This is a genomic window from Aeoliella fuhlenseeensis (genome assembly GCF_052161615.1).
Lineage (GTDB): Bacteria > Planctomycetota > Planctomycetia > Pirellulales > Lacipirellulaceae > Aeoliella.
This window is the reverse complement of the sequence record NZ_CP197417.1, coordinates 2,995,782-3,020,086: the sequence shown is the minus strand read 5'-3', so window position 1 is coordinate 3,020,086 and position 24,305 is coordinate 2,995,782. Positions and strand designations below refer to the sequence as shown.

Here is a 24,305-nt window from a genome sequence, read left to right as displayed (position 1 = left end):
TAAAAGGAGGGATCGGGTCGTGAACTGCTCAAGCCAGAGCGTACCACGATGATCTGCATATTTGCGCCGATGGTCAATATGGCGGGACTGTTGGCCGGCGGGGGGCTAGCGGTAGCAGCCCTGGCCGACAAATGTCGATGCCGCTGGGCATCGCAATACCACCCGGGGGTGAACTTTGAAACCTAGCTGCCTTTACTCGGTCTGTGTTTCTCTCTGCCTATTTGCCGCGAATGCCGCTCTAGCATCCGGCACGATTGAAGTCAGTAACCATGCATCCGGTTCGACCATTGGCTATTCGGTCGCCCTGCTGCAAGGAACCGTCCCCGCAGACGCCGGCAAGCTGGTTATCCAGAACGCCGACGCGCCGAAGCTCGGCGCAGAGGGCGAAGCCGAGCAGATACGCGTGGTGCAGCACGAAGGCCGATTTCGTGCATTGGTGACACTGGCAGAGGGCGAGAACCGCATCGAGTTGTCGACCGAGCGAAACACCGAGCCTCTCCAGTTTGTGCTCAACTACAAACCGCAAACGAATCCTCACTACGTGCGGTTGGTTTGGATGACGGACAACTCGGGGGACACCCGCTACGCCACGCCCGATGACGAGACGATGCAAGATTATGAGAACCGCTTGAGGACGGCGGCGCTGTTGATGCAGACCTTCACCGCCGAGCGGATGAACGAACTAGGTTACGGCCACCGCACCTTTCGCTTAGAGCATGACGACGATGGCCAGGTGGTGGTGCGCACGTGGGCGGGGCCGAAAAGCATGGAGGAGTACCATAACATGCCGGACGACCAATTCTGGTGGCGCGACATCTATGGTTGGCTGAACCAGGAGCATCCAGACGAGATGGCGAAGAACGTCGTTCTAGCCGCCTACACACGTAAGGACGAGAACACGGGCCGGCTAAAGTCGCACACGGCACTGGGCGGCGGTAACCTCGGACTATTTGGCAGCGCCTCGGTGTTTTCTTGGCCAGCGAGCATCGGCACTTCTGCAGAGGCGTTCCTAGACGATTCTCGGTTTGACGCCGCGCGAGTGCACGACGACAGCGTGGGTCGCAGCACCATTTGGGGATTGTCCTCCACTACCATCGGGGCGACTCTGCACGAGATGGGCCACACGTTCGGGCTGCCTCACTCCACCGATCCCTTGGACATCATGACGCGTGGTTTCGATCACTTCAATCGCGCGTTTACGTTCTACGACCCTCCTAGCGGACGGAATTCGGAGCCGCGGTATTTCGAGGAGAACGAAGAAGGGTACTTTTCGCCGGTTAGCGCCTCGTACTTGCGTTGGAGCCCCTGGTTTCAGCTCGAAGCACCGGGGAATAGCCAGGCGACTCCCAAGATTGAGTTAAGCGAGGACGAGGTAATTATCACTTGCGAGGATGGCATTCCCTGGATCGGGTTTCACGTGGGAGGCGACATCCATCATCACGTGACGTACGACGAGCAGGCTCTCCCCAAAGAAGTAAAGTTCACCTTCGAAGAAGTCGAGAAGATGGTCGGTGGTCAGCAGCCGAGTCTGATTCGAGCGATCGCCCCCAATGGCCAAGAAACGTCTCGCCAGTTGCCCGCCCGCTGAGTCGTTTATTCTTTCGCCGGCTGTAACTAAAAGGTGACGAATTCGAACGATTCATCCGATTTTCCGGACATTCGTTTGCTCTGGTGCAAATCCAGGCCCGGTGGGTTTTGACACTGCTGGGTGCTCGAAGATAATGACGGGTTCGTTCGTCCCTACGCCCACCACTATTGGCCATCCGCATGTCCGTACTCTCTCTTAAACCCGCCCACGAGTGTGAAATCGACCTGCTTTCGCTGGGGGCGCTGGTGCATCGCCTCGACCCCGGGACCGTGCCGTTCCGCCGCGCGCGGTCGTTCGAGATCCACGTCTCGGGTGGCGAGTACAACGTCGCGGCGAACTTGGCGAGCTGCTTTGGCATGCGGACCGCCATTGCTTCGGCGATGGTCGACTATGGGATTGGCGAGCTGGTTGAGGCCCGTGTGCGCGAGATGGGGGTCGAGCCGATCTATAAGCGGTTCAAGCACGATGGCGTGCGGGGACCGAACATTGCGACCGTTTATAGCGATCGCGGCCTGGGCGTTCGTCCCCCCGTGGTGCAGTACAACCGCGCCAACGAAGCCGCCGCGCAGCTTGGCCCTGGCGACTTCGATTGGAAGTCGATCTTCGCCCGCGGCGTACGGTGGTTTCACTCAGGTGGCATCTACGCGGCCATCGGCGAGCGGACCTCGGACCTCATTCTCGAAGGCATGCAAGCCGCTAAGGCTGCTGGAGCCGTCACGTCGTTCGACCTCAACTACCGTGCGAAGCTTTGGAAGACGCTGCCCGGCGGCGAGAAGAAGGGCATCGCGATGAATCGCGATATCGCGAAGCACGTCGACGTGCTGATTGGCAACGAAGAGGACCTGCAGAAGGGCCTTGGCTACGAGGGTCAGGACGTCGAGAAGCAGGGCGATCTCGACCCCGCGGCGTTCTTCTCCATGATCGAGCGCGTGAAGGCCGACTTCCCGAACATCAAGGTCGTCGCCACCACGCTGCGGCACGTTCATTCGACCAATCGTCACACGTGGTCGGCCGTGTTGTGGATCGACGGGGCAAAGTACCCGCGGGACATTGCAAGCTACGACCGCAGCGCCGCCGATTCGCCCAAGCTGATCGCGAACCCGATGACGGAGATGCAGCTCGATGTGGTGTGTCGCATTGGTGGTGGCGATGGTTTCGCGGCGGGGTTGATCTATGGCTTTCTAGACGGTCGCCACCCCGAAGACGCCCTGCGTCTGGGTTGGGCCCACGGCGCGCTGCTCACCACTTTCACCGGCGACGTGACGATGGCATCGCTGGCCGAGGTAGAAGCCCTGGCTCAAGGTGGCTCGGCGCGCGTGCAGCGGTAGAGCTAGCATACGTGCTGCACACCCCTGACTGCCTACCACCCACGCATTTCCCCGCATCCGTGTTGACGCTTGCTGGCTAGTTCTCTAGTCTCGCCCCCGGCTTGGGCAACCTGCGACAAACTAGGAGGCGATGCGATGCGAATGATTACTGCGCTGGTGTTGGGTTGGATTCTGGCGGCTTCGCCGCTGTACGCCCAAGAGGCCGGCATCGCCGAGATTTCCGAGACGCCTCGCGTCGCGACGCGCACCTCGGTGGTGCCGATTCCCGCGGTACGCCACGCGACCCAGTTTGTCGTGAAGTGCGAGCTGTACGCTGCTGATGGTGCCTCGGGTTCCAAGCCAGTCTCCGCGCCGTCCCTCGTTATTCTCGAGGGCCAGCAAGGGTCGATTTCTTCTGAAAGCCAAACGCCATTCGTCACTGGTATTCGTCCGGGTTCGGAGGATACTCCCGAACCGTTGGTGACCACGTTGCGCGAAGGAACTTCGGGTACTGTGACTGTTGTCTCACTTGCGGGCGACCACGTTCACGTAGATGCGTCGTTCGCCGTGTCGAGCATCCGGAGTGTGGATAAGGTGCCCGGTGTCGGCGAGGGAAGTACTTCTACCCAAGCACCGGTCCTAGCTACCGAAAGTTGGCGGGTCGTTCGAACCGTCGAGCTGGGTAAGCCATTTGAAGTTCGCGACGCTGCTGGCGACAACGGCAAGTTGGTCGCGCGGATGGTGATCGATCGCCCCGGCATCGATGAAGCGGCCATCACGCCCATCAGCGCGGCGGAAGGGGATGCTACGGAGGACTCCGAGGTTTACACCGTTGTCTATGCCGTCGACGATTTACTGGAGCAGTACGCTCAAGGCTTACCCGCAAATCAGGTCAAGCCGAGCGACTTCGTGCTGCTCACAGAAATGCTTCGCAAGCAGGCCGGTATCGAATGGCCGGAGGGTTGTTCGATGCGGCCATTCACGGCGAATCGATCACTCGTTGTCAGCCAAACTCGCGCCGGCCATCAAAGAATTAGCGAACTGATGGAAGAAAAGCGAACCAACGTAGCGGACGCTCGCAAGCTCCTGACGCGTTAGAAGTACAACGGAATTCAATCCGTTAGCTTCTACGGAGTCTTGTACGCCGGTAGCTCGTTGATTCCCAACTCGATCTCTTCCATCATCCGCACGAACCGTGGGTCGTCTTTGCCGCCGTACTGGTTGATGAACTGCATGGTGGTCATTCCCTCGGGCAGTTCGCGGATGTCGGGCAGGTAGCGGTCGACGGAGAAATTCTCCGCGACTGTGTCGAGCTTCAACTTGCCTGCCAACAGATCCTTTGCGAGACGTATGCCCGCTTTGTCGGCGGCGAGGTCGGCGAAGCTGAAGCCGGTTCCGCCGCCGCTCGAGTCGAGTAGCTCCTTCGCCACGCTGAGCGTCTCGGCCGAATCTTGGCCTTGCAGGCCGACGAGCATTGCGGCGACCGAGAAGTGCCTTGCCAGGTCGTATCGTCCGCGCGCAGTCGGCTGACCGATGTAGGTCGTACGAACCGAACGCTCGGCGGGCGTTTCGATCCGATTCAGAACTGGCGCGATGGCTGGCAGGCGATTCAGTTGCTCGGGGTCGCCCACCGCAATGCCAATAGCGAGCAGGAAAACCTTCGCCTGCAGTTCAGCGGGGGCTTTGGCCGCTTCGCGGGCGGCTAGTCGCACGAGTTCTTCGAACAGTGCGTCCCCCTCCACTCGCGTAGGACCCGCGGCGACTTCCGCGGCGAGCGGCAATTGGCTGTTGTTTCGAGCGGCCTGCGTCATGCTGTTGATGGTCGACCGCACGGCATCGCTCAGCGGGTCGCCAGTCCGCTCTTGCCCCAGTTGCCTAGCGAGCGCGCCGGCGGCTGGATCTTCGGGACGGGTATAGCCGAGTATCTTGTAGATTTCCTGCATGCGATTGCGCGTAGCGGCACCGATCTCTGCGAAACTACTGACTCGCCGCCGGCGAACTTCTTCGCCTACCATCGACATGAGCAGCGTGTTCACCGGATCGAAGCGAATGACAAAGTCCTTCTTTCGTGCCAGACGATCCCCCAGCACCGGCCGCATCACGCTGTCGGGCTCGGGGCTGTGCGCAGCGCCTAAGTAATGCCCCAACTCGTGCAGCAACAGCTCCAGCTTCTCGGTTTCGCTCGCGTGTTGCGACCACTCGCGAAGCAAAATGTGAGGCCGCAGCGCGCCGCGAGTTCCTCCCATGTGGACGCGGCCCTCGGCTACTTCGTACTGGCTGCTGAATCCGATCGCGAGTTGCCCCGGGAAAGGATCGACCGTCTTCTCGAACTCGGCAAGTGTGGTATGGAAGTCATTGGTAGCGTTGTCGGTGGTCCAGGTGTCGACGGCAACTACTTCGAGTTTCACCATCGCGTGGCGATGGAGTATTTCGGAAGCCGCGGCGATTCGCTTGCGAAGCTTGCCTTCCCACATCAACTGTCGCATGGGTTCGTCGTCGTCGACGAGTATCTTGACCGGAATCGTCGCGGGGGGAGTGTTTGCGGCCGAACCGGGCAAACCAGCTACAAAAGGCGAGGTCTCGCCGAGCCCAATTCGCTGGAGGTCGATCGTGCCGTCCTCGCGCGCGCCAAGAAAGTAGACATTTGCCGGTTCGAGCGTGTATTGCTTCGTGTCTTGTCCCGACATGAAGGAGATAGAGCTTGCACCATCGGCGAAAATGGGACGCGACTCGCCCGGTGTGAGCGTCACCTGCCATGCCGGAGTACCAGGTACCGTGATCTCGACCGGCACGCGGCGCGGCGTGCGATTGGCGACTACCGCCACATCGGCTACGACCAAGGCCGGTACCAGCCAACAGCTTACAGCCAATAGCCAACAGCCTTTACGCCACATACTCGCGCTCCACCAGGTCCAACATCTCCTGCATGGCGTACAGATCTTTCTCGCGACCCGTGCGCGCGAAGATGGCGGTCAGATTCAAGATCAGCCGCGCGATCCAAGCTTGATGGCTCGCGGGCGAGAGCAATCGAGGATTGGGGTCGACGTGCTTGCCCGTTGTCTCCGAGATGCGATTGAACGCCTCGGGGAGCGAGAGCAATTGACCTCCGTAAAATGGGTCGACGAACATCAGGGTCGGATTGCCACCCTCAACTAATTCTACCGCCACTAGAAAATGCCCTGGCGAGTTGATGCCATGGACCGCTAGCCCAAGCTCGCTTGCCACGTACTTGTAAACGATGGCCAACGTTATGGGGATGCCGCGACGCGACGAGAGGACCGCCGGCAAATAGCTGTTGGCGGCATTGTAGTAGTCATCGTTGTTCCCACCGTACTCCAACAGGTCGAAGAGTACGTCGTGCAAGTGAGCGACCAACGCGCTGGGCGAGTCGCTGCGCGCACGATTGCGGACGGTCTGGGCCATCGCATCGAGCGATTCGAGCACCTGGGCCGACTCCGATAGGCCGCTTTCGTGCGATGCCACCGCGCACGCGGCCCGAACGAGGCCCTGCTGCGTGGCGATCTGCGGCAGCTCGCCACGCAGGGCCTCGTAGGCCAAAGGGCGGCAGTAAGCGGGTGAAGTCATCGGCGAGCGGAGCGGGCGAGGCGAGGGGGATGTTCCTTTCAGCTTAGCCATTCCCAGCCGATCTGCCCACCAGCGGCACACGATGCTACCTGAAAGCCCGGTGTCCCAGCCCGCGACAGCAAACGGACAGTTGGCCGGCGTGCATCATTTCATGGGACGCCGCGTAGGGGAAATACTGCCCGATGCTGGGTGCCGACATCATCGGGCTGAGCGGGTTCATGGAGGGCAGGGGGCCATCGAGTTCGGCCTCCGTTACCTCGTCAAGCACGCCGAGGAGCATTTCGCGGCGATCCATCAAGTAGGTTCGGACCTCGTCGATCGGCGGATAAGCTTCGAGCGAAGATTGGCAGGTGCTACCAAACCAGAAAAGCTCTTCGTAGCCCTCGGGAATGCGGGAGAGTGGCTCGCGGAAACGGCTCGCGAAGCGATTGTCCGCCAGCGCAAGGTGACCCATGATCCACAGGGCGTGATTCGCCTCGGGTGTGGGCCGATAAACCCAGTGCTCGGGCTGCGTGAGCTGGGCGAGTTGATCGAGCGTGTACTGCCGCGCGGTGCCCAGCAGATGCCGGGCACTGGTTTTGAAATCCATGAACGAGCTCCCACAAGTGAGTTGCAACGCGAAGGCCGCATTGTACTACGAGGAGCAACGTGTGGAGCGCGAGGTTCACGCCATGCGCGGAACTGGAGGAGGGCTCTCCGAGCCCGATAGCCAATCGGAGCACTTTCCAACAAGTCGAATGTCCGGGGTCGGGGACGACCCGGCTCACACGACATATGGAGCGGCTCGATGACTGATTGATTACCAAGTCACTTCGAGCATGTTCTCGATGCGGCCGTCGCCGGCGATGTGGCGGATGGTTTCTTGGGCCATCTGCTTCTCGAAGAATGTCTGGACGCGCCCATGCAGGCGAACCAATCCATTCTCACCCGACTCGACGCGAATCTTTCCGGGGGCAATGTAGGGGCTGGAATTGAGCGCCGCCGAAATGCGGTCGAGCAGGTGGGGAATCTCGTGGACGGTTTCGAGCATGGTGAGGGCTCCGGATCGAGCGGCTTCGGGAGGATGGCAGGGCAAGCGCGAGGCTTAGCTAGTATTAGCCATCGGATAGCACACGCTCGGATTTGAGCCGAGAATCTCTGACACCTGGAGAAAGTGGGGCAACCTGCCAGCGCATAACGGCTGTACCGATTGCGCGAGGGATTTTCAGGCCCGTCGAGCGCGATGTGGCCCGCTAGCCAAAAGACCACGCCTTCCGCGACCTAATGCGAAGTGCGCAACAGTGCAGCTCGCTGGCCTCGTGGAGGTCCGGCTGTTGAAGACTAAAGAGGGCTACGGGAAGTCCGTAGTTAGCCGGCGAGCCAGCTTGGGAGTTCGCCCGCTTTCGGGAGGCAGACCGCTTGGGCGCGGGTGATGTGGGGCAGGGCTTCGATGGCCCTGATTGCCTCGGGTGAGGGCTCGCCATCGAGGTTCAGCACGCCCACGGCCTCGCCGCCTGGCTTGGTGCGACCCACCGCCATTTGGGCGATGTTGACGCCATGCTCGCCAAACGTCGTGCCCACGGCACCGATGATTCCGGGTACGTCCTGGTGATGGAAAATGAGCATCGACCCATCGAGATAGGCCTCGAGCCGCTGATCGTCCACGGCCACCAAGCGGGGCATTTCTTTGCCGAACAGCGTGCCGGCGAACTTCTGCTTCGTCTTGCCGGCGGTGATCTCCACGGTCATCGACGCGCGAAAGGCTCCCATCTCGGCGTTCGACTCTTCCACCACCTCGATGCCGCGCGATTGAAGCATCATGCCGGCGTTCACGAGGTTCACTGGCTCGGTGAGGGCTCCTTCGAGCACACCGGCCGAGAAGGCTGAGGTCAGCAGCTTGGTGTCCTGCTGAGCAATTTCGCCGCGGTACACCAGGTGGCACGACGACAAACCGCTCGGCTGAGCGCTCGCCGCCAGGCGGCCAAGGCGATAGGCCACGTCGAGATATCCGCGAAGCGCTTCGAGGGTCTTGGGGTCGAGCGACGCGATGTTCACTGCGTGGCGAATAGCACCGGTAGTGAGAAACGCGGTTAGCAGCTCCACAGCTTCCGTGGCGACCGACGTTTGGGCTTCTTCGGTGCTCGCACCAAGATGTGGCGTGCAGACCACGCCCGGCATGCCGAACAGCGGGTTGTCGGTACACGGCTCGTCGGGGTAGACGTCGAGCGCAACGCCGGCGATCTTGCCCGACTTGAGCCCTTCGACCAGCGCGGCTTCGTTGTAGATACCACCGCGGGCACAATTAATAAGTCGCACGCCGGGTTTCAGCTTTTCGAGCTGAGGCATGTCAATCAGATTGCGCGTCTCGTCGGTGAGCGGCGTGTGGACCGACAAGTAGTCGATCTGGGGCAGCATCTCGTCGACGGTCGCGATCAGCTCGATGCCGAGCTTCTGGGCGCGCTCTTCGGTCATGAACGGATCGTAACCGAGCACCCGCATTTCGAGCCCCAGTGCACGCTCGGCAACGGCAAGACCAATCCGGCCGAGACCCACTACGCCGAGCGTCTTGCCAGCGACCTGGGTCCCCATGAACTTGCCGCGGTCCCAGCGGCCTTCGATCAGGCTCTGGTAGGCCGGTGCGATGTTCCGGGATAGGGCCAGCATGAGCGCGATCGAGTGCTCGGCGGTGCTCAGCGTGTTGCCCGCCGGGGTATTCATCACGACGATGCCTTGCTTCGTCGCGGCAGCCTTGTCGATGTTGTCGGTACCAACGCCTGCACGGACGATGGCCTTCAGCCGGCGATTGCCTTCGAGCGACTCGGCTGTGATCTTCACACCGCTGCGGCAGATCGCGCCGTCGAACTTCGCGAGGGCGTCGCGGAGGTCGGTGCCCGTTAGGCCGGTGATCACTTCGTACGTAATCCCAGGCGCGGCGTCGAGCATGTCGAGGCCTTCCTGAGCAAGTTTGTCGAGGACGATAACGCTGGCCATGGGAGCAGAACTGGAGGTTAGGTGTGAAAGAGAGTTTGGGCGTTGCTTTACCGTAACCACGCCTAGTAGCGAACGACCGCCTACTGCTTGGCGACAAAATCTTTCATGTAGTCGCGGAGCGCTTCGACCCCAGCCATCGGCATGGCGTTATAGATCGAGGCACGGATACCGCCCACCGATCGGTGGCCCTTGAGGTCCGACAGATTTGCCGCGTCCGCCCCTTTGAGGAACTTCGAGGTGAGCTCGTCGCTGGGCAAGCGGAATGTGACGTTCATCAACGAACGGCAGTCCTTCTGGGCGTGTCCCTGATAGAAATCGGGATGGGCGTCGAGCAGATCGTACAGCACGGCTGCCTTCTTCTTATTGTGCTCGTACATCTTCTCGAGCCCGCCGATGTCGTCCTTTAGCCAATCGGTGATCAGCTTCAGCACGTAGATGGCGAACGTCGGCGGGGTGTTCCACATCGAGTCGTTCTCGGCGTGGAGTTTATAGTTGAGGTAGCCTGGGAGCTTGTCGCTGGAACGTTCGAGAAGATCCTTCCGCATGATGACGACGGTCACACCCGCCGGCCCGGCGTTCTTCTGGGCACAGGCGTAGATCATGCCGTACTTTGCGATATCAAGCGGCTTGTAGAGGAACTCGCTCGAAGCATCGCACACCAGCGGGACGTTCCCCGTCTTGGGTTCGGTCTTGAACTGCACGCCCTGAATGGTCTCGTTCGAAGTGTAGTGAACGAACGCCGCCTTCGGGTCGAGGTCGAGATCGCTGTCTGCGGGCAGGCGGTCGTAGTTGGTTGCTTTGCAATCCCAAGCGACGCGAACGCCGCCTTCTTTCTTGGCCTCGTCGGCTGCGTTCTTGCCCCAGCTACCGGTGAGGATGTAATCGGCCGACTTCGCCTCGTCGGTGATCAAGTTCATCGGCACCATCGAAAACTGCAACCGGCTGCCGCCTTGCAGGAAGATCACCGAGTAGTCGTCGGAGATGCCGAGTAGATGCCGCAGGTTGGCTTCCGCCGCGTTGGCGATCTCGATGAACGGCGGGCTGCGGTGGCTGATCTCCAGGATGCTCGCCCCCACGCCGGGTAGGCAGAGCATTTCGGACTGGATTTTCTCTAAAACACTCACGGGGAGTGTGGCAGGTCCGGCGGAAAAGTTGTAGGTTCGGGTGGTCATCTTGATGGTAGGGTGGTAATGCCGAAGAGGGGTTTCCAACGCCGAGGCCATTGTAACGCGACACCGGGTCACCAGTTAGGGGCCACTTTCCGCACCGCTCGCCCCCGCGCGACCGACATTTCGAGAAATCATGCCCGATTCCAATAGCACCTGGATCGACCGCATTCGCGCGGGATGGTTCGCGCTGGTTCGCCGTGGAGGCCTAGAAGGCCAGACATCATTGATCACGCTGGCCGCAATCTGCGGGCTAATGGCTGGGTACGGGGCGGTCCTCTTTAACTACATCATCCACTACACCACCGAATGGACCTTTGGCTGGGCCAATAATCTGGCGGCGATGGATCCGTGGTGGAAATTGGCGCTCATGGCGTCTCCCGCCATTGGTTTGGTGTTAGTGGCCTACATCACTCGCACCTTCGCCCCGGAGGCCCAGGGTCATGGAGTGCCCGAGGTCATCACCGCCGTCGCGCGACACGACGGCATCATTCGTCCGCGTGTGGCATTGGTGAAGATCATCGCCAGCGGCCTCTGCATCGGCACCGGTGGCTCGATCGGTCGCGAAGGGCCCATCGTGCAGATCGGATCCACGCTGGGGAGCATGTTTGGTCAGCGCTTCAACCTCTCAGCAAGAAACATCAAAGTGCTGGTTGCCGCCGGTGCTGCCGCGGGTATCAGCGCCACGTTCCACGCACCGCTCGCGGGAGTGATGTTCGCCAGCGAGATCATTCTCGGTAGTTTCACAGTCGAATCGCTAACGCCCATCGTTATTGCCAGCGTGATGGCCGACGTCGTTCAGCAGCACGTCGGCGAGCACCGGTTAGAACCGGCTTTCCGCGAACTCGATTACAACTTCCTAGGTGCTTGGTCGCAGTTGCCCTCATTCGTTGTCCTGGGGGTGCTTGCTGGTTTGGTTGCGGTGGGCTTTATCTGGACTTTGTACGGCACGGAAGATTGGGCCGAGCGGCGTTCGCCACGTTGGTGGCAGCGCGCGTTGTTGCTGGGGTTGGCGGTCGGCGCGGCCGGAGCGCTCTATCCCGTGCGACCACCTACCCTGTCCGAATCACAAGCCAAGCTGGTGGCCGAGGGCCAACAACCGCTGCCACCGCTGATGGGCGTCGGCTACAGCGTGGTAGATCATGCGCTGCATCTCGAACTCGAAAGCAACCGCCACAGCACGCCAGATGGCAAGCCGGACCGACATGTGTACGTTGACCGGCCGGCGCTATGGCACGAACTGTTGTGGCTGTTACCGTTGGTGTTTCTCAAGCCGATTACCTGTAGTATCACGCTTGCCGGTGGTGGCTCCGGTGGTGTGTTCGCGCCTTCGCTCTACATCGGGGCGACGCTCGGCGCCTGTCTGGGTATCGTCGCCCATTGGTTGATTCCCGAGTTTTCGGCATCGCCCGGCATGTACGCCATCGTCGGTATGGGGGCGGTGGTCGCTGGCACGACGCATGGAGTTCTCTCGGCGATCTTGATCGTCTACGAAATGACTGGCAGGTACGAGATCATCCTTCCCATCATGGCTGCGGCGGGGATTTCGAGCGTGGTGGCCCGTGTTATCGAACCCGAGAGCATCTACACCAAGAAACTGAGCCGGCGAGGCGAGCACATCTCCCGCGGGCATGACATGCACTGTCTCGACCACGTCATGGTTCGCGATGTGATGATTCGCAAATTTCCAATCCTACAGCACACGGACACCGCGTTGGACATCGTCCGCGTTGCCCGCGAAAATCCCGACATTGAAAACTTGCCGGTAATGAACGCCGAGGGGAAACTGATCGGCATCATTCGCGCCGAAGATCTCCACCGGGTGCTCGACAGCGACATGTCGCCGCTGCTTGTGAATGCTGAGGATCTCGCACTGAGAACGCCTCTGTCCGTCTCACCAAGCGACAATCTGATCGAAGCCATCCGCGACTTCGGCACCCGCGACGTGGAAACGTTGCCCGTCGAAGTGGGGCAGGGGGTGAATCGCCGTCTGGTGGGGCTGCTGCGTCGGCGGGACGTGATGCTGCGCTACCGGCAGGAAATGTTGAGCGGGCACTAGTGATGAAATTCACGCATTTCAAGAGTGAATCATGTGTCCAAGCCTCACCTGACGAGGTAAAATCTAAGTATCGGCGGACGCTCCCATTTTCTTAATTGGCCTGTTCCATGGCGACGCGACTACCACTCCACGCGATGTCTCTCGATGAGAAGCTCGAAGAAATGGAAGCCTTGTGGCAAGATATTTCATCGAACGGCTCTAATTATGTCTCTCCCGCTTGGCACGGGCACGAACTTGAGCAGCGCAAAGCTGCAGCCGCTTCTGGCGAAGCCAAATTTATTGACTGGGAAGTCGCTAAACGAGAGATTCGGGATGCAGCCTCATGAAGGTTGTCATTCTCGACCGGGCCAAGAACGATCTGTTGGAAGGAATGCGATTCTACGAGAGTCAGAAAGAGGGCCTTGGGGGCTACTTCCTGCACACCCTATTCGAAGACATTGATGCGTTGTCCGAACAGGCTGGCATCCACGAATGCGAGTTTGGATACCATCGCAGCCTCTCGAAAGTGTTTCCGTTCGCTATCTATTACTTGGTCGACGAGTCGGTTGTGAGTGTCTATGCCGTTCTAGATTGTCGATTGGATCCACGTTCGACGCGCGATCGGTTAAGCTAGCCGAGCCAGCCCTCAGCCCCCGAACAATTCCGTCCAGTGCTTCCCGTCGCGGCCCACGCCGACGCGTTTGTGCTTGCCAAGCATGTTCTTGTGATGGCCGGGGCTGTGGAACCAACCCATGTTGGCGTCGGGGCCGGTGCCGTAGCCAGCGGCGATGTTCTCTCCCGACGCCGAGGTGCCGAAGTTCTTTGCGCGATCCCACGGTGTTTTCTTGCCGGGCACGGGCGACTCGTGGGCGAAGAAGTTGTGCTCGCGCATGTCGTGTGAGTGATCGCGACCGGCGGCGGTAAGTTGTAAGTCGACGAGGACGGGGTCGAGATTCAAGAGAATGCGCATCAAGTTGAGCGACAACACGCACTTCGCCTCTTCGGGATCGAGCTTCTTCGAAAGCTGCTCGTTCGCCGCCAAAACGGCGCGATGCTCGTCGCTCATGGGTAGCGCAAGCCGCACGGCGATCTCTTCTTCCTGCTCCAGGTACTTGTCGAATGTCAGCGCTTCGCTCGCCACGGCGTCGTCCTCGCCTGCGGGCTTGGGATTGAACTTCGTCAGGTAAGCCTCGGAAACTTCCCACAACTTGCCAGCAGGTAGTAATGCTTGCCGCTTATCCACTAAGCGGCGATTCGAGCCCAGCACGTCTTCGCGACTCACCAGCGCGATCGCGGCGAGTCGTTCGAGTGCGGGGTCGCCCACCTTCTTGATTTGCTCCTTTGTCAGGTCCGGGTCTTCACGCAATGCGTTGACCTCCGCCTGCAACTTGGCGATTTCGTTCTTATCCGCGGCGGCAAACTTTCGCTCGGCGGCACCGGATGCGGCGCGGAAAAAGTCCTCGCGATACTGCGTGACGGCAGGCGTTAATTGCGCCTCGATCATGCCGCGGATATCTTCCACCGCCAGCGCGCTGTTCTGCATGGCGTCGGCCAGCACCGCGGCCTGGGCTGTCATGTCGCGACGAGCGCGGCGAAACCGAGTGACGTAGATGCGAGCCGCGCGTCGCTCGGCAGGCGTGATGCGCAGTACCTTCTCGTCTTCCTTGACTTCCTCAGCCGCGTAGCTGGCTGGGGATAGATCGGTAACCAAAGTACCTGCTAGCAGCAGGAACAGGAGTAGCGCGCGCATGTAGTGCTCCGGTAGATTGCCTCTGTCCGTCCCCCACTTCCGCTAGCTTACCTGCGGGACACAGGGGGCTACAAGGATTACGGGCGGGTCGGACCACCGTTTTTCCCCTATTTCTTTCCCCCTTTCGCCAGACTTCCAGTGTTTTGGGTGCATCTAGTTGACACCCAACTCTCGCCCAGCCACCTTAGATATAGGGTCCCGCATTTTCTAACGGGGCCCATCGCTGAAACATCAGCCCTCAGTACACAGTTTGCCGGAGTGGATGTCATGGTTCTTCGTTCGATTAACACCGTCTTTACCGCGGCGCTAAGCCTCGTGATCGTCGGCTGCTCGTGGGCCGATGAACCTTCAACCGGCAAGTTCCCGGCCAAACCCGTAAGTGCTCAGGTCGAACAGCCCGAAGAGGCTCCAGCGAGCACAGCAACCGAAGACGCAGAAGAGGACTTGTTCGGTCCGGTGGACAAGCAAGATCCGCTAGTAAACGACGCTCCCGGGACGGTCGAAGAGGAAGTGGCCGAAGCCGCTGCCGAAGAAGCAGCTGTCGAAGGCCCTGCCATGACCGCCGCCACCGACGACCCCAATGCTCAGAAGGTCCATGAGCTGACCGAACGGATCGTCGCCCTCGAAACCGAACTCGAAGAACTGCGGACTAATCTCGCTTCGATGCAGCAAGCGCTGGCCCGCGTTCAAGATCCCGCAGAACTAAGCCGCCGCGCGCTCGGAGCGATGGTCGAAGACACGGACCTGCGTGGCACGATGGGCGAATTGCTGCAAGGCAAGGTGCGGCTGGTAAACAACTCTGGCGCGCCAGTGGTGATGTTCATCAATGGCACCGCGTGGACTGTGGTCGAGGGTGAGTCGTTCGTCCTCGCACCTGTTGGCACCGTGTCGTTTCTCTACGACCCCGCCGGCAAGCCCGTGTTCAAGGGGATTCAAGAGTGGGTGGAGAATCGTGAGAATGGCCAGTTCGAACTTGAATACAAGGTCGAATCCGCAACTCCGGCGACCACTCCCGAATCGACTAGCGAACGAAGCGTTCTGAGTCAGTAGTCCTGGCGATCGCGACGGGCAACGCGCGACTGCTCTCCACGCTGACGTGCGCGTGCCAGTCGTGCTCCAACTCGCTGAGCGAACGTATGCCGTAGTGCGTATCGAGCGCCTTAACCACATCTTGGCGACTGTCGTCTACGAACGCCAGGAACTTCTGGGTGCCCCCTCGTGCGACGAGGTATTCAGTGAGGCTTACCGCCGCGGCGTACTGCCAAGGCTGACGGATCTCGTCGGTCATCAATCGGTCGAGGTGAGGCCAGCTATCGATCTCGACGAAGCCATTGAGCTTCTGGCGTCTGAGCTCGTGTCGACGAGGATTGTCGTACTGGCTGGCGATCCCTTCGTTGGCCCAGATGGGCATCGAGTCGCCGAATCGTGCAGCTAGCAGAACATGCGTGAGCTCGTGTTCTAGCAGATGCTTCGTAACGGCCTCTTCGCTCCCCACCAGCCACACCATGTGGCCACCGTCGGCGTCGCCCACTAGGGCGCGGGCAAAGGACTTCTTAGGGTCGATCTCGACGTAGATGGCAGCCGGTGTGCGGGTGGCTGGGAGATTCCCTCCCAGCCACGCCGCAGCAAACCGAGTACGAAACTGCTCGGCATGGGCGACTACCATGTCAGCCAGCCGAGCGTTTGGAGCCATAACCGTGAAGTTGGGCGACGATGCCACCGAAGCAGCGTCGGCCAACTGAAAGTGGCTCCAAATAAGGACAGTGGCGATTAGGCTCGCCAAGCGTTGCGATCCTTGCAACTTCACTCTGAACCTCCTTGTTCAGTCTTTGCTGGGTGGCCATCCGTGGCGACCTCGCATCGATGGGTGGGATTATGCGTGCTAGCACGACGAATCTCCAAGAGGGAAAACGGAGATTATTCGGAAAGGCGTTTTGTCTCGTGATTCGTAGCAGAACTCGCAAGAGTTCAGGATGCACTTCTAGATCGCTAAATTCTCGCGAATCCAGCTACAAGAAGGGCTCCACGGCACCTCGCGATAGCACTGGCGATCGTTTAGAATTCACCCGACGGGCACGCTATCATTTCGCCCCTTTCCGACTACACCCAACCCAGCCAGTCCCCATGTCCGACGTATTCAACGCTCGCGGTTCTTTTGACACAGGCAATGGCAAGGCCGATTTCTACCGACTCACTGCCCTCGAAGACGCCGGCCTGACGAAGGTCGACGCCCTGCCGTATTCCATTCGCGTGCTGCTCGAAAGCGTGCTGCGTAACTGCGACGACTACGTCGTCCGGCAGGAGGACGTGAAGGCCGTGGCCAATTGGGCGAACACCAAGGGTGCCGGTGGCGAAGAAGTGCCGTTTAAGCCCGCCCGTGTGGTGCTCCAAGACTTCACCGGCGTCCCCGCCGTGGTGGATCTCGCGGCCATGCGTTCGGCCATGCAGCGGCTGGGTGGCGACCCCAACAAGATCAACCCGCTGGTTCCCGTCGACCTGGTGATCGATCACTCGGTGCAGGTCGACTACTACCTGGGCGATTCGGCGCTCGACCAGAACATCGACATGGAATTCGCCCGTAACCGCGAGCGGTACGAGTTCCTCCGCTGGGGCCAAAAGGCGTTCAACAATTTCCGAGTGGTTCCCCCTGGCACTGGCATCGTGCATCAGGTGAATCTCGAGTACCTCGCCAAGTGCGTGTTCGTCACCGATGGCGTGGCGTACCCCGACTCGCTGGTCGGCACCGATAGCCATACGACAATGATCGATGGCCTCGGCGTCGTAGGCTGGGGCGTCGGCGGCATCGAGGCCGAGGGCGTCATGCTCGGCCAGCCGATTTACATGCTCATGCCCGAGGTCGTCGGCATGCGTCTCACGGGTAAGCTCCCGTCCGGCGCCACCGCGACCGACCTCGTGCTCACGGTCACCGAGATCCTCCGCAAGGAGAAGGTCGTTGGCAAGTTCGTCGAGTTCTTCGGCGACGGCGTCAGCACGATGCCGCTGGCCGATCGCGCAACGATCGCCAACATGAGTCCCGAGTACGGCGCGACGATGGGCTTCTTCCCGATCGACTCGGGCACGCTCGACTACCTGCGGCTCACTGGCCGTACCGCCGCCGAAGTGGAACTGGTCGAACGCTACACCAAAGAGAACTCGCTGTTCCGCACCGATAGTGCCCCCGAGCCAACGTTTACCAAGATTCTGCACCTCGACCTTTCGACCGTCGAACCTTGCTTGGCTGGCCCGAAGCGTCCACAGGATCGCATTCCGCTGGCAAAGATGAAGCAGCAGTGGCGTCAGGACTTGGGCCAGGTTTACGAAAAGTCGTACTCTGATCGTTCGCCCGCCGGCCGCTGGGAAGGCGAGGGTGGCGGTGTCCCCGATCCCGCCGGTGCCGCGGTAGCCGAAGTTGCAATCGCCGATCCAGGTCGCGAAGGCGTGACCGTGGAAAACGAAGGTTGCACTTTTGCCCTGAAGCATGGCAGCGTGGTGATTGCAGCGATCACGAGCTGCACGAACACCAGCAACCCCAGCGTGATGATTGCCGCCGGCTTGGTGGCAAAGAAAGCCGCCGCACGGGGCCTCGCGTCGAAGCCGTGGGTGAAGACCAGCATCGCGCCTGGTAGCCGGGTGGTAACCGATTACTTCGAGAAGGCGAAGCTCGACAGCGAGTTCGCTAAGATCGGCTTCTACACCGTCGGCTACGGCTGCACGACCTGCATCGGCAATAGCGGCCCGCTCCCCGCCGCCATCAGCGAGGCTGTTCGCGAGCACGACCTCGTGGTCGCCGGCGTGTTGTCGGGCAATCGCAACTTCGAAGGCCGCATCAATCCCGACGTCAAAGCCAACTACTTGGCGAGCCCACCCCTGGTGGTCGCTTACGCCCTGGCTGGCACGACCGATATCGACTTCGAGACCGATCCGATCGGCGAAGGAGACGATGGCAAGCCCGTGTTCCTCCGCGATATCTGGCCCACGCAAGAGGAAGTACAAACCGTGGTCGCCAACTGCGTCCGTCCGGAGATGTTCCAGAAACAGTACGATGGCGTGTGGAATGCCAACGAAAAGTGGAACGCCATCGCCACCAGCGAAGGGGGCATCTACGACTGGAACCCCGACAGTACTTACATCCAAGAGCCGCCGTTCCTCGTGAACCTGACACCCGAGGTCAAGCCGATTCAGTCGATCACCGGCGCAAAATGCCTCGCCCTGCTGGGCGATTCGGTCACCACCGACCACATCTCGCCGGCTGGCTCGATCGCTAAGGACAGCCCTGCGGGACGTTACCTGCGCGAGCAAGGCGTCGAGCCGATCGACTTCAACAGCTACGGCAGCCGCCGTGGTAACGATCGCGTGATGACGCGCGGCACGCTAGCCAACATCCGCATCCGCAACCAACTGGCTCCCGGCACCGAGGGTGGCATCACTCGCTACCTGCCCACCGACGAAGTGATGCCGATCTACGATGCCTCGATGCAGTACCAAGCCGATGGCACGCCACTGGTGATCCTCGCCGGCAACGAGTACGGCACTGGCAGCTCCCGTGACTGGGCCGCCAAGGGAACCTTCCTACTCGGCGTCCGCGCCGTCTTGGCCGCCAGCTACGAGCGCATCCATCGCTCGAACTTGGTCATGATGGGAGTACTACCTCTTGAGTTCGAAGCCGGCACCACCTGGCAATCGCTCGGCCTCACCGGCGAAGAGACTTACAGTATCCGCGGTCTCGACGACAACCTGAAGCCGCTGCAAACTCTCGAAGTGGTCGCCACCGATGCGGCTGGCAACGACAAGGTGTTCCCAATGCGAGTCCGCATCGACACACCTGTCGAAATGGACTACTACCGCCACGGTGGCATCCTCCACTTCGTCCAGCGCAAACTCCTGGCCGACTAGTTTCACAGAAGTTCTGGAGATACCCCTAGCCCCGACCAAGCATGGTCGGGGCTATTCGTTCACGAAGCCTTCCTCAGGACCACCGCCACGATGGCCGAACGTCGCTCCTACAGCTTCATCCAGTGGTGCTTCTACTACTTCAATCAGTTCCTGGTCCGCGTGGTCTGGTGGGCGAAAGTCCCCGATAAGCTACCGATTCCCGACGACCAGGGTGCGGTGATTATCTGCAATCACCGCAGCAGCGTCGACCCGTGCGTGTTCCAAGTCGTCGCGCGCCGCCGGCTCGTCCACTGGCTAGTCGCCGCGCTCTACAAGCCGGGCACTATCATCGCCCGAATGCTCGATGTCTTCGAGATCATCTCCGTGGGCAAGAATGGCACCGACGTGTCGCCCCTCCGCGGAGCGATTCGCGAGGCCGAAAAAGGCGAGCTCGTCGGCATGTTCCCCGAAGGAACCATCAACACAACCGACGCCTTCATGCTTCCCGTTCGCCCGGGGGCAATCGTTGTTGCGCTCCGCGCCAAGGTGCCGGTACTGCCGTGCTACGTCGAAGGGACACCCTACCACAAAGTCGCGTGGATGCCTGTGTTTATGCCATCGCGAATCGTCCTGCACGTCGGTCAGCCCATCGACTTGAGCGAGTACTACGGCCAGGATCGCGACCAGGAAGTCGTCACCCGCTTGACCATCCAGTGCGTCAAAGAAATCGCCAAACTAGCCGGCCGCGACGACTTCGAGCCGCAAATTGCTGGTAAAGGCTGGAAAACTTGGCAATAAAGCGAACCGCCCCGGCCTTTTGCTGCTCCATAATCCAGGTAGAATAAAGACTTCACTCGCCGGCCGCTCACGCAGCCATTCCAACCGATTCTAAAGCAGTTCTTCCAATCGCCCTCGGGCGGTTTCTTTGACCCTGTAGCTCAGTCGGTAGAGCAACGGACTTTTAATCCGTGGGTCGTGGGTTCGAGTCCCGCCGGGGTCATTTTCTTAAAGTGCTATGGGAGAAACACTTGCGGCTGGTGCCCACAGAGAGGTTAACAGAGATTCTGAGCGTTGGCCTCCCTCTGGCCTCCCAGATCGCTTCCGTCGGCTTTCACCAACTTCAAGGCCTTCGCCATCGCACCTTCGGGCAGGTGGTAAGCATAGGCGGCATTCTGGTGAGCTTTGGCGTACTTCGCGTAGCTCCGGGTCGTGGCAAAGTTGGCATGGCCCATCTGCTCCTGAAGGTCTCGGTCACTCACCTTGCCATAGTGATAAGTGGCGTGAGCACGTCGGAAATCATGCATTGAGTAGGCGAAGCAACTAGGGGTGCATTCGTGCTCACCTTCAACGATGCAAGGGAGTTTGATACCAGCCGTGGTTTGGATGGCGAGCAATTGGGCATCGAACCACGTCAACGCATGGTCCCATGGGAACACCCGGGCGTCACTTCCTTCCAGAGACTTCAGTAGCTCCCCGGCAGGGCCCAACTTCACTAGATGGGTTCTCTTGCCTTTATTGTCCTTCCCACGGCTCTTGGCGGTTCCAGCTGCCAAGTCGACATCGGCCCACTTCAACGCGAGTAGGGCACCACGTCGCATACCTGTAATCCACGCGCTCATCAAGAGAGCAGACCACCATTGGGCCGGGGTCCAAGCTCCGCCGTACTCGAAGCCAACAGGGAAGCTAACGGGGCAGGGGGCCTTACCGAGAGCCGCCAACATATCCGTAAAGTGCTCTTCTGTGACGAAACGCTTTTCTGGTTCGATCCCCTTAACCTTCGACATCTCCGGCAATCGATCGATGTACCGCCATCGCTTGGCCTTATTCAGTGCTGCCAGCAACGTGCGGATATCCTTCCGGATGGTGCCGACGGACAACTTGGAGCCGGGCTTTTGACCACGTTGCTTACGTCGTTTCGCGACGTATTGGTCCAGCATGGTCTCGTCGATTGACTTTACGAACTTCGGTTTCATCATTTCACCGAACCGTTTCACGACTCGCCGTACTTCCACGCGGCTGGCTTCACTGGTGAGTTCGGTTTGAATATGCCGAGTATCATATCCGCCGATAAATTCGGTCCAAGGCTTATCCTCGGTCACCCCCGTCTCACGTTTGATCAGTTGGGCCAGCTTCGCATCAGCAGCTTCCTTTGCGAGCTTCTTCGGTCCAATCTTCTTGCACAACTTGCGATCGCTGGCGGGGTCTCGCCATTCGATCCACCAGGGGCAACTCTTGACCCCTAGTTTCTTCCGTTCTCTTGCTTTCTGGAAAACTCTTACGGTCATTACTTGGATCCTTTACTGAGGTGAGAAGTGATTGACGGCAAAACGAGACCTTTCTATCATATTGCTGATCGATTGCGAGTCAATCAGGTTGCCGATAAGTTTTGGCATGGCTTTGAAACCTGAAAACGACGCGCGACCCGATTACGAGCTTAAAGCTCGTGATGGTTCTACATACCTTTTCCAAAGGAAGATGCCTTCGGAGGTTCCAGAAGATATGGATTTCGCACAGCAACTCAGGCAAGCCATCGCCGAGAGTGGAATTTCGCAATACCAATTAGCGAAGGCAGCCGAGGTTCCCCAAGGTGCAATAAGCATGTTTATGAATGGGGGCGACCTACGCCTAAAGACGTTTAACCGGCTGGCCTATTTCATGGGCTTTGAGCTTCGACAGTTGAAGAGCAAGGCACCGAAGAAAAAGCCAGCGAAGAAAAAATGAGGAAGCCAAAAGGGGGTGCGATGGCGGATACCGAAGTCCCAGTGTCGGTGCTAATTGATCTAGGCAATAGCTGTCTTGCTTTAATTAACCCGCAGATTTGGACCTTTGATCAGTATCAAGACGCAATTGAAGTTGTGGAACGGACGGCTGGTCAGTGTGAGTTCGCCGCTACGGCTGCATTGGCGGCGGATTTTCGTCGACGAAAAATAATAGTTTACGAACACAACCGGCGTATTACTCCTGAAGAATCTCTTAGATTGCAGGAATATGCCCGCGGCGTAAGCCTCACTTCAATTAGTGAGTCGACGAGTGTGACGGCGATACTATGCCGCGATCAATAGTTACAAGCATTGACCGACCTTGCGACCGATTTAGGGCACCCGCTACCCGCACACCAGGAAGCGATGCGTAAGGATTTGGAGCTTTGCCTAAAGACGGGCTTGGCTCGACCGGCAATCGTAATGGGTTGGGCGTTGGGCTTCGACATTATCCGAGCATGGGTTTTCAACGATACCTGTGGCCGACTTGTCGACTTCAATACTCAACTAGCGAGCAAACCGCCACGCCGGGGGCCGGCACAGATCAATACCTTTGAAGATTTCTTCCACCTCGGAGAGTATGACTTTTTGGAGGTCTGCAAGAATTCTCAAGGAGTGGGACTAGGTGTTTTCACTGAAAAACACTTTCGCAATCTTCAGAGCTTGCTAGATCAGCGGAACGAATACGCCCACGCGAACTATAGCCACGCAAGCCAGAATGTTGCAGTGGCTTACGTGGAGCGTGTTCTAAAGACGGTCACAGAATCGCCATTCAAATAGTCATAGCAAGGGGCAGCGACCAATGAATGATCGCTACAGCATCATTGAGACGATTGAGGCATCGCCACTCTTAACGAGCATAGCCACCTCGCTAGTTCTAATGGGTGCGTATTTCATCTACAGGAAGCTATACACGGGGAGCGTCGTTGGTCTAACTCGCTTTCGGCACTCGACGAATCGGCTTTACCGTAGGCTGGCCGGTTGGGCGTACGTGGCTTCGTTCAATTCACCAAAAAGTGTTAGCGTCGTCGTCCCCGCTCAGCTTCTCTTAATGATAGTCGTCGTATTCCTACTGGTGCTCGCTGGGATCAGGGTCTACGAAGAGGCTAGAGATCTAATGCACAGTCCCCAAGCCGGACAAACCATGGATGCTTCGAAACCGCTTACAGATGCTCAACCTCAAGAAGAGGGTAGCGTTGGCAAACTCGTTCTCCACACTATGGTCTTCTTCTTGTCCATCTTCATATTAGCGGTCTTTTCAGAATACTTTGATTTGGTTTTCGCGCTGAATCGTTTGGGTTCGACGGTGCAAACTTACTGCATCGCTTGTTATGCGATAGTGGACAAATCGGACGCGAAGGAATTGTTCAAACTTCGAATGGCAGCCGTGAATTTGAAGGGAGTAGATGCGTTTTTGACGAAGTTGGCGGAATTAAGTGAGAAGTATGAGTTCCCGTTAGATCCTCTATTGAAACCGGGATTAGTAAAACTCACTTCTTCCTCATCAGCTACAGCACTACCCCAATCTCAAAACGACGACAATTGACCTTCTACGTCCCCACAAGCGATCGATACCCCAGATGTGGGGCAGCAAGGCAATCCATTCAATTGAATTGGGCGACTTCTTGTTTCTCTTCGCTGAAGGGCAACGTGGTCTTCCTACCAACAGGCACCTCGAAGACCGCTAGCAGGTCCTGCCGTCGGTACCTATTCTTCTTGCCGACCTTCAGATGAGGCAGACGCCCCCTCCGGGCCTCCCTTCGTATCGTTTGCGCATCCACCCCCATAAACAACGCAGCTTGCTCGGTAGACAATATCTCCGGCACTTTAGATGAAGCGACGATGCTGGCGAGCTTATCTTCCACAATCTCCTCTAGGCAGGTCGCAAGCGCCGCTGCTAGAGATTCAATTTCGGATGGTTCAAATTTCATTTTGGGTCCTATCGGAAAAAAGAAGAAAAACGGCGGCAGAGCGAATCGTGCCGCCTGGCGATGGCGGTGTGGTCATTCCACGCCAGAATAGCCGCCGGGTCGCGTCCGCGCGCTAGTTCCAGTCACTCAACTTAGATTGCCCCCAGTAGCGATCATCCGACACGATGTTGAGGTGATAGGAGAGGCGATCGTCCGTGGGGCGTACGTCGAAACCTAGGCAGCGAGCAGCGAGAATCACGTACGCCTGACCCACGTATGCAGGCTCGGGAGCAATTTCCTCGATTAGGTGCTTTACACCCTTAGTGGAGACTCGTCTGTTTATCTGAGGTGCCTTTCTAC

General features: G+C 59.1%; 23 protein-coding genes and 1 tRNA gene. 14 read left to right on the top strand and 10 right to left on the bottom strand.

Going from position 1 to position 24,305, the window contains the following annotated elements; all coding sequences use genetic code 11:
• The first annotated feature begins 175 nt into the window (after nt 1-175).
• The 3 genes from SH292x_RS11870 to SH292x_RS11860 all read left to right on the top strand — a co-directional run bounded on the left by SH292x_RS11870 (nt 176) and on the right by SH292x_RS11860 (nt 3,993).
• The gene (locus SH292x_RS11870; RefSeq protein WP_442485830.1) at nt 176-1,588 is read left to right on the top strand and encodes a metallopeptidase; all 1,413 of its coding nucleotides are present in this window, start codon (nt 176-178) and stop codon (nt 1,586-1,588) included.
• Between the two features lie 179 nt (nt 1,589-1,767).
• Nucleotides 1,768-2,916, top strand: coding sequence for a sugar kinase (locus SH292x_RS11865; RefSeq protein WP_442485829.1), 1,149 nt, complete (start codon nt 1,768-1,770; stop codon nt 2,914-2,916).
• A 135-nt stretch (nt 2,917-3,051) separates the two neighbouring features.
• A complete protein-coding gene (locus SH292x_RS11860) occupies nt 3,052-3,993 on the top strand; it encodes a hypothetical protein (protein WP_442485828.1) in 942 nt (313 codons plus the stop codon).
• A gap of 29 nt (nt 3,994-4,022) precedes the next feature.
• Here the strand turns inward: SH292x_RS11860 and SH292x_RS11855 are convergent, their stop codons facing one another.
• The 6 genes from SH292x_RS11855 to serC form a co-directional block, all read right to left on the bottom strand.
• Nucleotides 4,023-5,735 carry a matrixin family metalloprotease gene (locus SH292x_RS11855; RefSeq protein WP_442485827.1) on the bottom strand — a complete coding sequence of 571 codons (1,713 nt, stop codon included), beginning with the start codon at nt 5,733-5,735 and terminating at the stop codon, nt 4,023-4,025.
• A 43-nt stretch (nt 5,736-5,778) separates the two neighbouring features.
• On the bottom strand, nt 5,779-6,531 hold the full coding sequence (locus tag SH292x_RS11850) for a transglutaminase-like domain-containing protein (protein ID WP_442485826.1): 753 nt from the start codon (nt 6,529-6,531) through the stop codon (nt 5,779-5,781).
• A 34-nt stretch (nt 6,532-6,565) separates the two neighbouring features.
• Nucleotides 6,566-7,069 carry a DinB family protein gene (locus SH292x_RS11845; RefSeq protein WP_442485825.1) on the bottom strand — a complete coding sequence of 168 codons (504 nt, stop codon included), beginning with the start codon at nt 7,067-7,069 and terminating at the stop codon, nt 6,566-6,568.
• A 210-nt stretch (nt 7,070-7,279) separates the two neighbouring features.
• A complete protein-coding gene (locus tag SH292x_RS11840) occupies nt 7,280-7,510 on the bottom strand; it encodes a BON domain-containing protein (RefSeq protein WP_442485824.1) in 231 nt (76 codons plus the stop codon).
• Between the two features lie 317 nt (nt 7,511-7,827).
• Nucleotides 7,828-9,450: a phosphoglycerate dehydrogenase gene (gene serA / locus SH292x_RS11835; RefSeq protein ID WP_442485823.1), complete on the bottom strand. Its 1,623-nt coding sequence runs from the start codon at nt 9,448-9,450 to the stop codon at nt 7,828-7,830.
• An 80-nt stretch (nt 9,451-9,530) separates the two neighbouring features.
• Nucleotides 9,531-10,622: a 3-phosphoserine/phosphohydroxythreonine transaminase gene (serC, locus tag SH292x_RS11830; RefSeq protein WP_442485822.1), complete on the bottom strand. Its 1,092-nt coding sequence runs from the start codon at nt 10,620-10,622 to the stop codon at nt 9,531-9,533.
• A gap of 130 nt (nt 10,623-10,752) precedes the next feature.
• Here serC and SH292x_RS11825 point away from each other — a divergent pair, with 130 nt between their 5' ends.
• The 3 genes from SH292x_RS11825 to SH292x_RS11815 all read left to right on the top strand — a co-directional run bounded on the left by SH292x_RS11825 (nt 10,753) and on the right by SH292x_RS11815 (nt 13,288).
• Complete coding sequence (locus tag SH292x_RS11825) at nt 10,753-12,675, top strand: chloride channel protein (RefSeq protein WP_442485821.1); 1,923 nt, start codon at nt 10,753-10,755, stop codon at nt 12,673-12,675.
• A 134-nt stretch (nt 12,676-12,809) separates the two neighbouring features.
• Nucleotides 12,810-13,001, top strand: a complete 192-nt coding sequence (locus tag SH292x_RS11820; protein WP_442485820.1) for an addiction module protein — start codon at nt 12,810-12,812, stop codon at nt 12,999-13,001.
• On the top strand, nt 12,998-13,288 hold the full coding sequence (locus SH292x_RS11815; protein ID WP_442485819.1) for a type II toxin-antitoxin system RelE/ParE family toxin: 291 nt from the start codon (nt 12,998-13,000) through the stop codon (nt 13,286-13,288). The genes SH292x_RS11820 and SH292x_RS11815 overlap by 4 nt, the downstream gene beginning before the upstream one ends.
• Nucleotides 13,289-13,300: 12 nt before the next feature.
• Here SH292x_RS11815 and SH292x_RS11810 read toward each other — a convergent pair whose 3' ends face one another.
• A complete protein-coding gene (locus SH292x_RS11810; RefSeq protein WP_442485818.1) occupies nt 13,301-14,404 on the bottom strand; it encodes a CAP domain-containing protein in 1,104 nt (367 codons plus the stop codon).
• Nucleotides 14,405-14,671: 267 nt separating this feature from the next.
• Between SH292x_RS11810 and SH292x_RS11805 the strand changes: the two genes are divergently transcribed.
• Nucleotides 14,672-15,454 (top strand): hypothetical protein, encoded by a 783-nt coding sequence (locus tag SH292x_RS11805; RefSeq protein ID WP_442485817.1) that lies wholly within the window; start codon nt 14,672-14,674, stop codon nt 15,452-15,454.
• Here the strand turns inward: SH292x_RS11805 and SH292x_RS11800 are convergent.
• Nucleotides 15,426-16,211 carry a hypothetical protein gene (locus SH292x_RS11800; protein WP_442485816.1) on the bottom strand — a complete coding sequence of 262 codons (786 nt, stop codon included), beginning with the start codon at nt 16,209-16,211 and terminating at the stop codon, nt 15,426-15,428. The genes SH292x_RS11805 and SH292x_RS11800 overlap by 29 nt on opposite strands.
• Nucleotides 16,212-16,528: 317 nt before the next feature.
• Between SH292x_RS11800 and acnA the strand changes: the two genes are divergently transcribed.
• From acnA to SH292x_RS11785, 3 genes are all read left to right on the top strand, one after another.
• Nucleotides 16,529-19,297 carry an aconitate hydratase AcnA gene (acnA, locus tag SH292x_RS11795; RefSeq protein WP_442485815.1) on the top strand — a complete coding sequence of 923 codons (2,769 nt, stop codon included), beginning with the start codon at nt 16,529-16,531 and terminating at the stop codon, nt 19,295-19,297.
• A 90-nt stretch (nt 19,298-19,387) separates the two neighbouring features.
• A complete protein-coding gene (locus SH292x_RS11790; RefSeq protein ID WP_442485814.1) occupies nt 19,388-20,074 on the top strand; it encodes a lysophospholipid acyltransferase family protein in 687 nt (228 codons plus the stop codon).
• A 129-nt stretch (nt 20,075-20,203) separates the two neighbouring features.
• Nucleotides 20,204-20,276, top strand: a tRNA-Lys gene (locus SH292x_RS11785).
• A 52-nt stretch (nt 20,277-20,328) separates the two neighbouring features.
• On the opposite strand, the gene SH292x_RS11780 is transcribed toward SH292x_RS11785, so the two are convergent.
• Nucleotides 20,329-21,561, bottom strand: a complete 1,233-nt coding sequence (locus SH292x_RS11780; RefSeq protein ID WP_442485813.1) for a tyrosine-type recombinase/integrase — start codon at nt 21,559-21,561, stop codon at nt 20,329-20,331.
• Nucleotides 21,562-21,667: 106 nt separating this feature from the next.
• On the opposite strand from SH292x_RS11780, the gene SH292x_RS11775 reads away from it, so the two are divergent.
• From SH292x_RS11775 to SH292x_RS11760, 4 genes are all read left to right on the top strand, one after another.
• On the top strand, nt 21,668-21,997 hold the full coding sequence (locus SH292x_RS11775; protein WP_442485812.1) for a helix-turn-helix domain-containing protein: 330 nt from the start codon (nt 21,668-21,670) through the stop codon (nt 21,995-21,997).
• Between the two features lie 20 nt (nt 21,998-22,017).
• Nucleotides 22,018-22,338: a hypothetical protein gene (locus SH292x_RS11770; RefSeq protein ID WP_442485811.1), complete on the top strand. Its 321-nt coding sequence runs from the start codon at nt 22,018-22,020 to the stop codon at nt 22,336-22,338.
• Nucleotides 22,339-22,401: 63 nt separating this feature from the next.
• On the top strand, nt 22,402-22,815 hold the full coding sequence (locus SH292x_RS11765) for a hypothetical protein (RefSeq protein WP_442485810.1): 414 nt from the start codon (nt 22,402-22,404) through the stop codon (nt 22,813-22,815).
• Between the two features lie 364 nt (nt 22,816-23,179).
• The gene (locus tag SH292x_RS11760) at nt 23,180-23,581 is read left to right on the top strand and encodes a hypothetical protein (protein ID WP_442485809.1); all 402 of its coding nucleotides are present in this window, start codon (nt 23,180-23,182) and stop codon (nt 23,579-23,581) included.
• 58 nt (nt 23,582-23,639) lie between these two features.
• Here the strand turns inward: SH292x_RS11760 and SH292x_RS11755 are convergent, their stop codons facing one another.
• Nucleotides 23,640-23,966 carry a helix-turn-helix domain-containing protein gene (locus tag SH292x_RS11755; protein WP_442485808.1) on the bottom strand — a complete coding sequence of 109 codons (327 nt, stop codon included), beginning with the start codon at nt 23,964-23,966 and terminating at the stop codon, nt 23,640-23,642.
• Nucleotides 23,967-24,305 lie beyond the last annotated feature (339 nt).

Excerpts from the sequence above, each read along its gene's own strand:
- SH292x_RS11865 (WP_442485829.1), top strand. The coding sequence starts at position 1,768 with ATGTCCGTACTCTCTCTTAAACCCGCCCACGAGTGTGAAATCGACCTG.
- SH292x_RS11860 (WP_442485828.1), top strand. The coding sequence starts at position 3,052 with ATGCGAATGATTACTGCGCTGGTGTTGGGTTGGATTCTGGCGGCTTCG.
- SH292x_RS11850 (WP_442485826.1), bottom strand. The coding sequence starts at position 6,531 with ATGGCTAAGCTGAAAGGAACATCCCCCTCGCCTCGCCCGCTCCGCTCG.
- SH292x_RS11845 (WP_442485825.1), bottom strand. The coding sequence starts at position 7,069 with ATGGATTTCAAAACCAGTGCCCGGCATCTGCTGGGCACCGCGCGGCAG.
- SH292x_RS11840 (WP_442485824.1), bottom strand. The coding sequence starts at position 7,510 with ATGCTCGAAACCGTCCACGAGATTCCCCACCTGCTCGACCGCATTTCG.
- serA (WP_442485823.1), bottom strand. The coding sequence starts at position 9,450 with ATGGCCAGCGTTATCGTCCTCGACAAACTTGCTCAGGAAGGCCTCGAC.
- serC (WP_442485822.1), bottom strand. The coding sequence starts at position 10,622 with ATGACCACCCGAACCTACAACTTTTCCGCCGGACCTGCCACACTCCCC.
- SH292x_RS11825 (WP_442485821.1), top strand. The coding sequence starts at position 10,753 with ATGCCCGATTCCAATAGCACCTGGATCGACCGCATTCGCGCGGGATGG.
- SH292x_RS11820 (WP_442485820.1), top strand. The coding sequence starts at position 12,810 with ATGTCTCTCGATGAGAAGCTCGAAGAAATGGAAGCCTTGTGGCAAGAT.
- SH292x_RS11815 (WP_442485819.1), top strand. The coding sequence starts at position 12,998 with ATGAAGGTTGTCATTCTCGACCGGGCCAAGAACGATCTGTTGGAAGGA.
- SH292x_RS11810 (WP_442485818.1), bottom strand. The coding sequence starts at position 14,404 with ATGCGCGCGCTACTCCTGTTCCTGCTGCTAGCAGGTACTTTGGTTACC.
- SH292x_RS11805 (WP_442485817.1), top strand. The coding sequence starts at position 14,672 with ATGGTTCTTCGTTCGATTAACACCGTCTTTACCGCGGCGCTAAGCCTC.
- acnA (WP_442485815.1), top strand. The coding sequence starts at position 16,529 with ATGTCCGACGTATTCAACGCTCGCGGTTCTTTTGACACAGGCAATGGC.
- SH292x_RS11790 (WP_442485814.1), top strand. The coding sequence starts at position 19,388 with ATGGCCGAACGTCGCTCCTACAGCTTCATCCAGTGGTGCTTCTACTAC.
- SH292x_RS11780 (WP_442485813.1), bottom strand. The coding sequence starts at position 21,561 with ATGACCGTAAGAGTTTTCCAGAAAGCAAGAGAACGGAAGAAACTAGGG.
- SH292x_RS11775 (WP_442485812.1), top strand. The coding sequence starts at position 21,668 with ATGGCTTTGAAACCTGAAAACGACGCGCGACCCGATTACGAGCTTAAA.
- SH292x_RS11770 (WP_442485811.1), top strand. The coding sequence starts at position 22,018 with ATGGCGGATACCGAAGTCCCAGTGTCGGTGCTAATTGATCTAGGCAAT.
- SH292x_RS11765 (WP_442485810.1), top strand. The coding sequence starts at position 22,402 with ATGCGTAAGGATTTGGAGCTTTGCCTAAAGACGGGCTTGGCTCGACCG.
- SH292x_RS11760 (WP_442485809.1), top strand. The coding sequence starts at position 23,180 with ATGGATGCTTCGAAACCGCTTACAGATGCTCAACCTCAAGAAGAGGGT.
- SH292x_RS11755 (WP_442485808.1), bottom strand. The coding sequence starts at position 23,966 with ATGAAATTTGAACCATCCGAAATTGAATCTCTAGCAGCGGCGCTTGCG.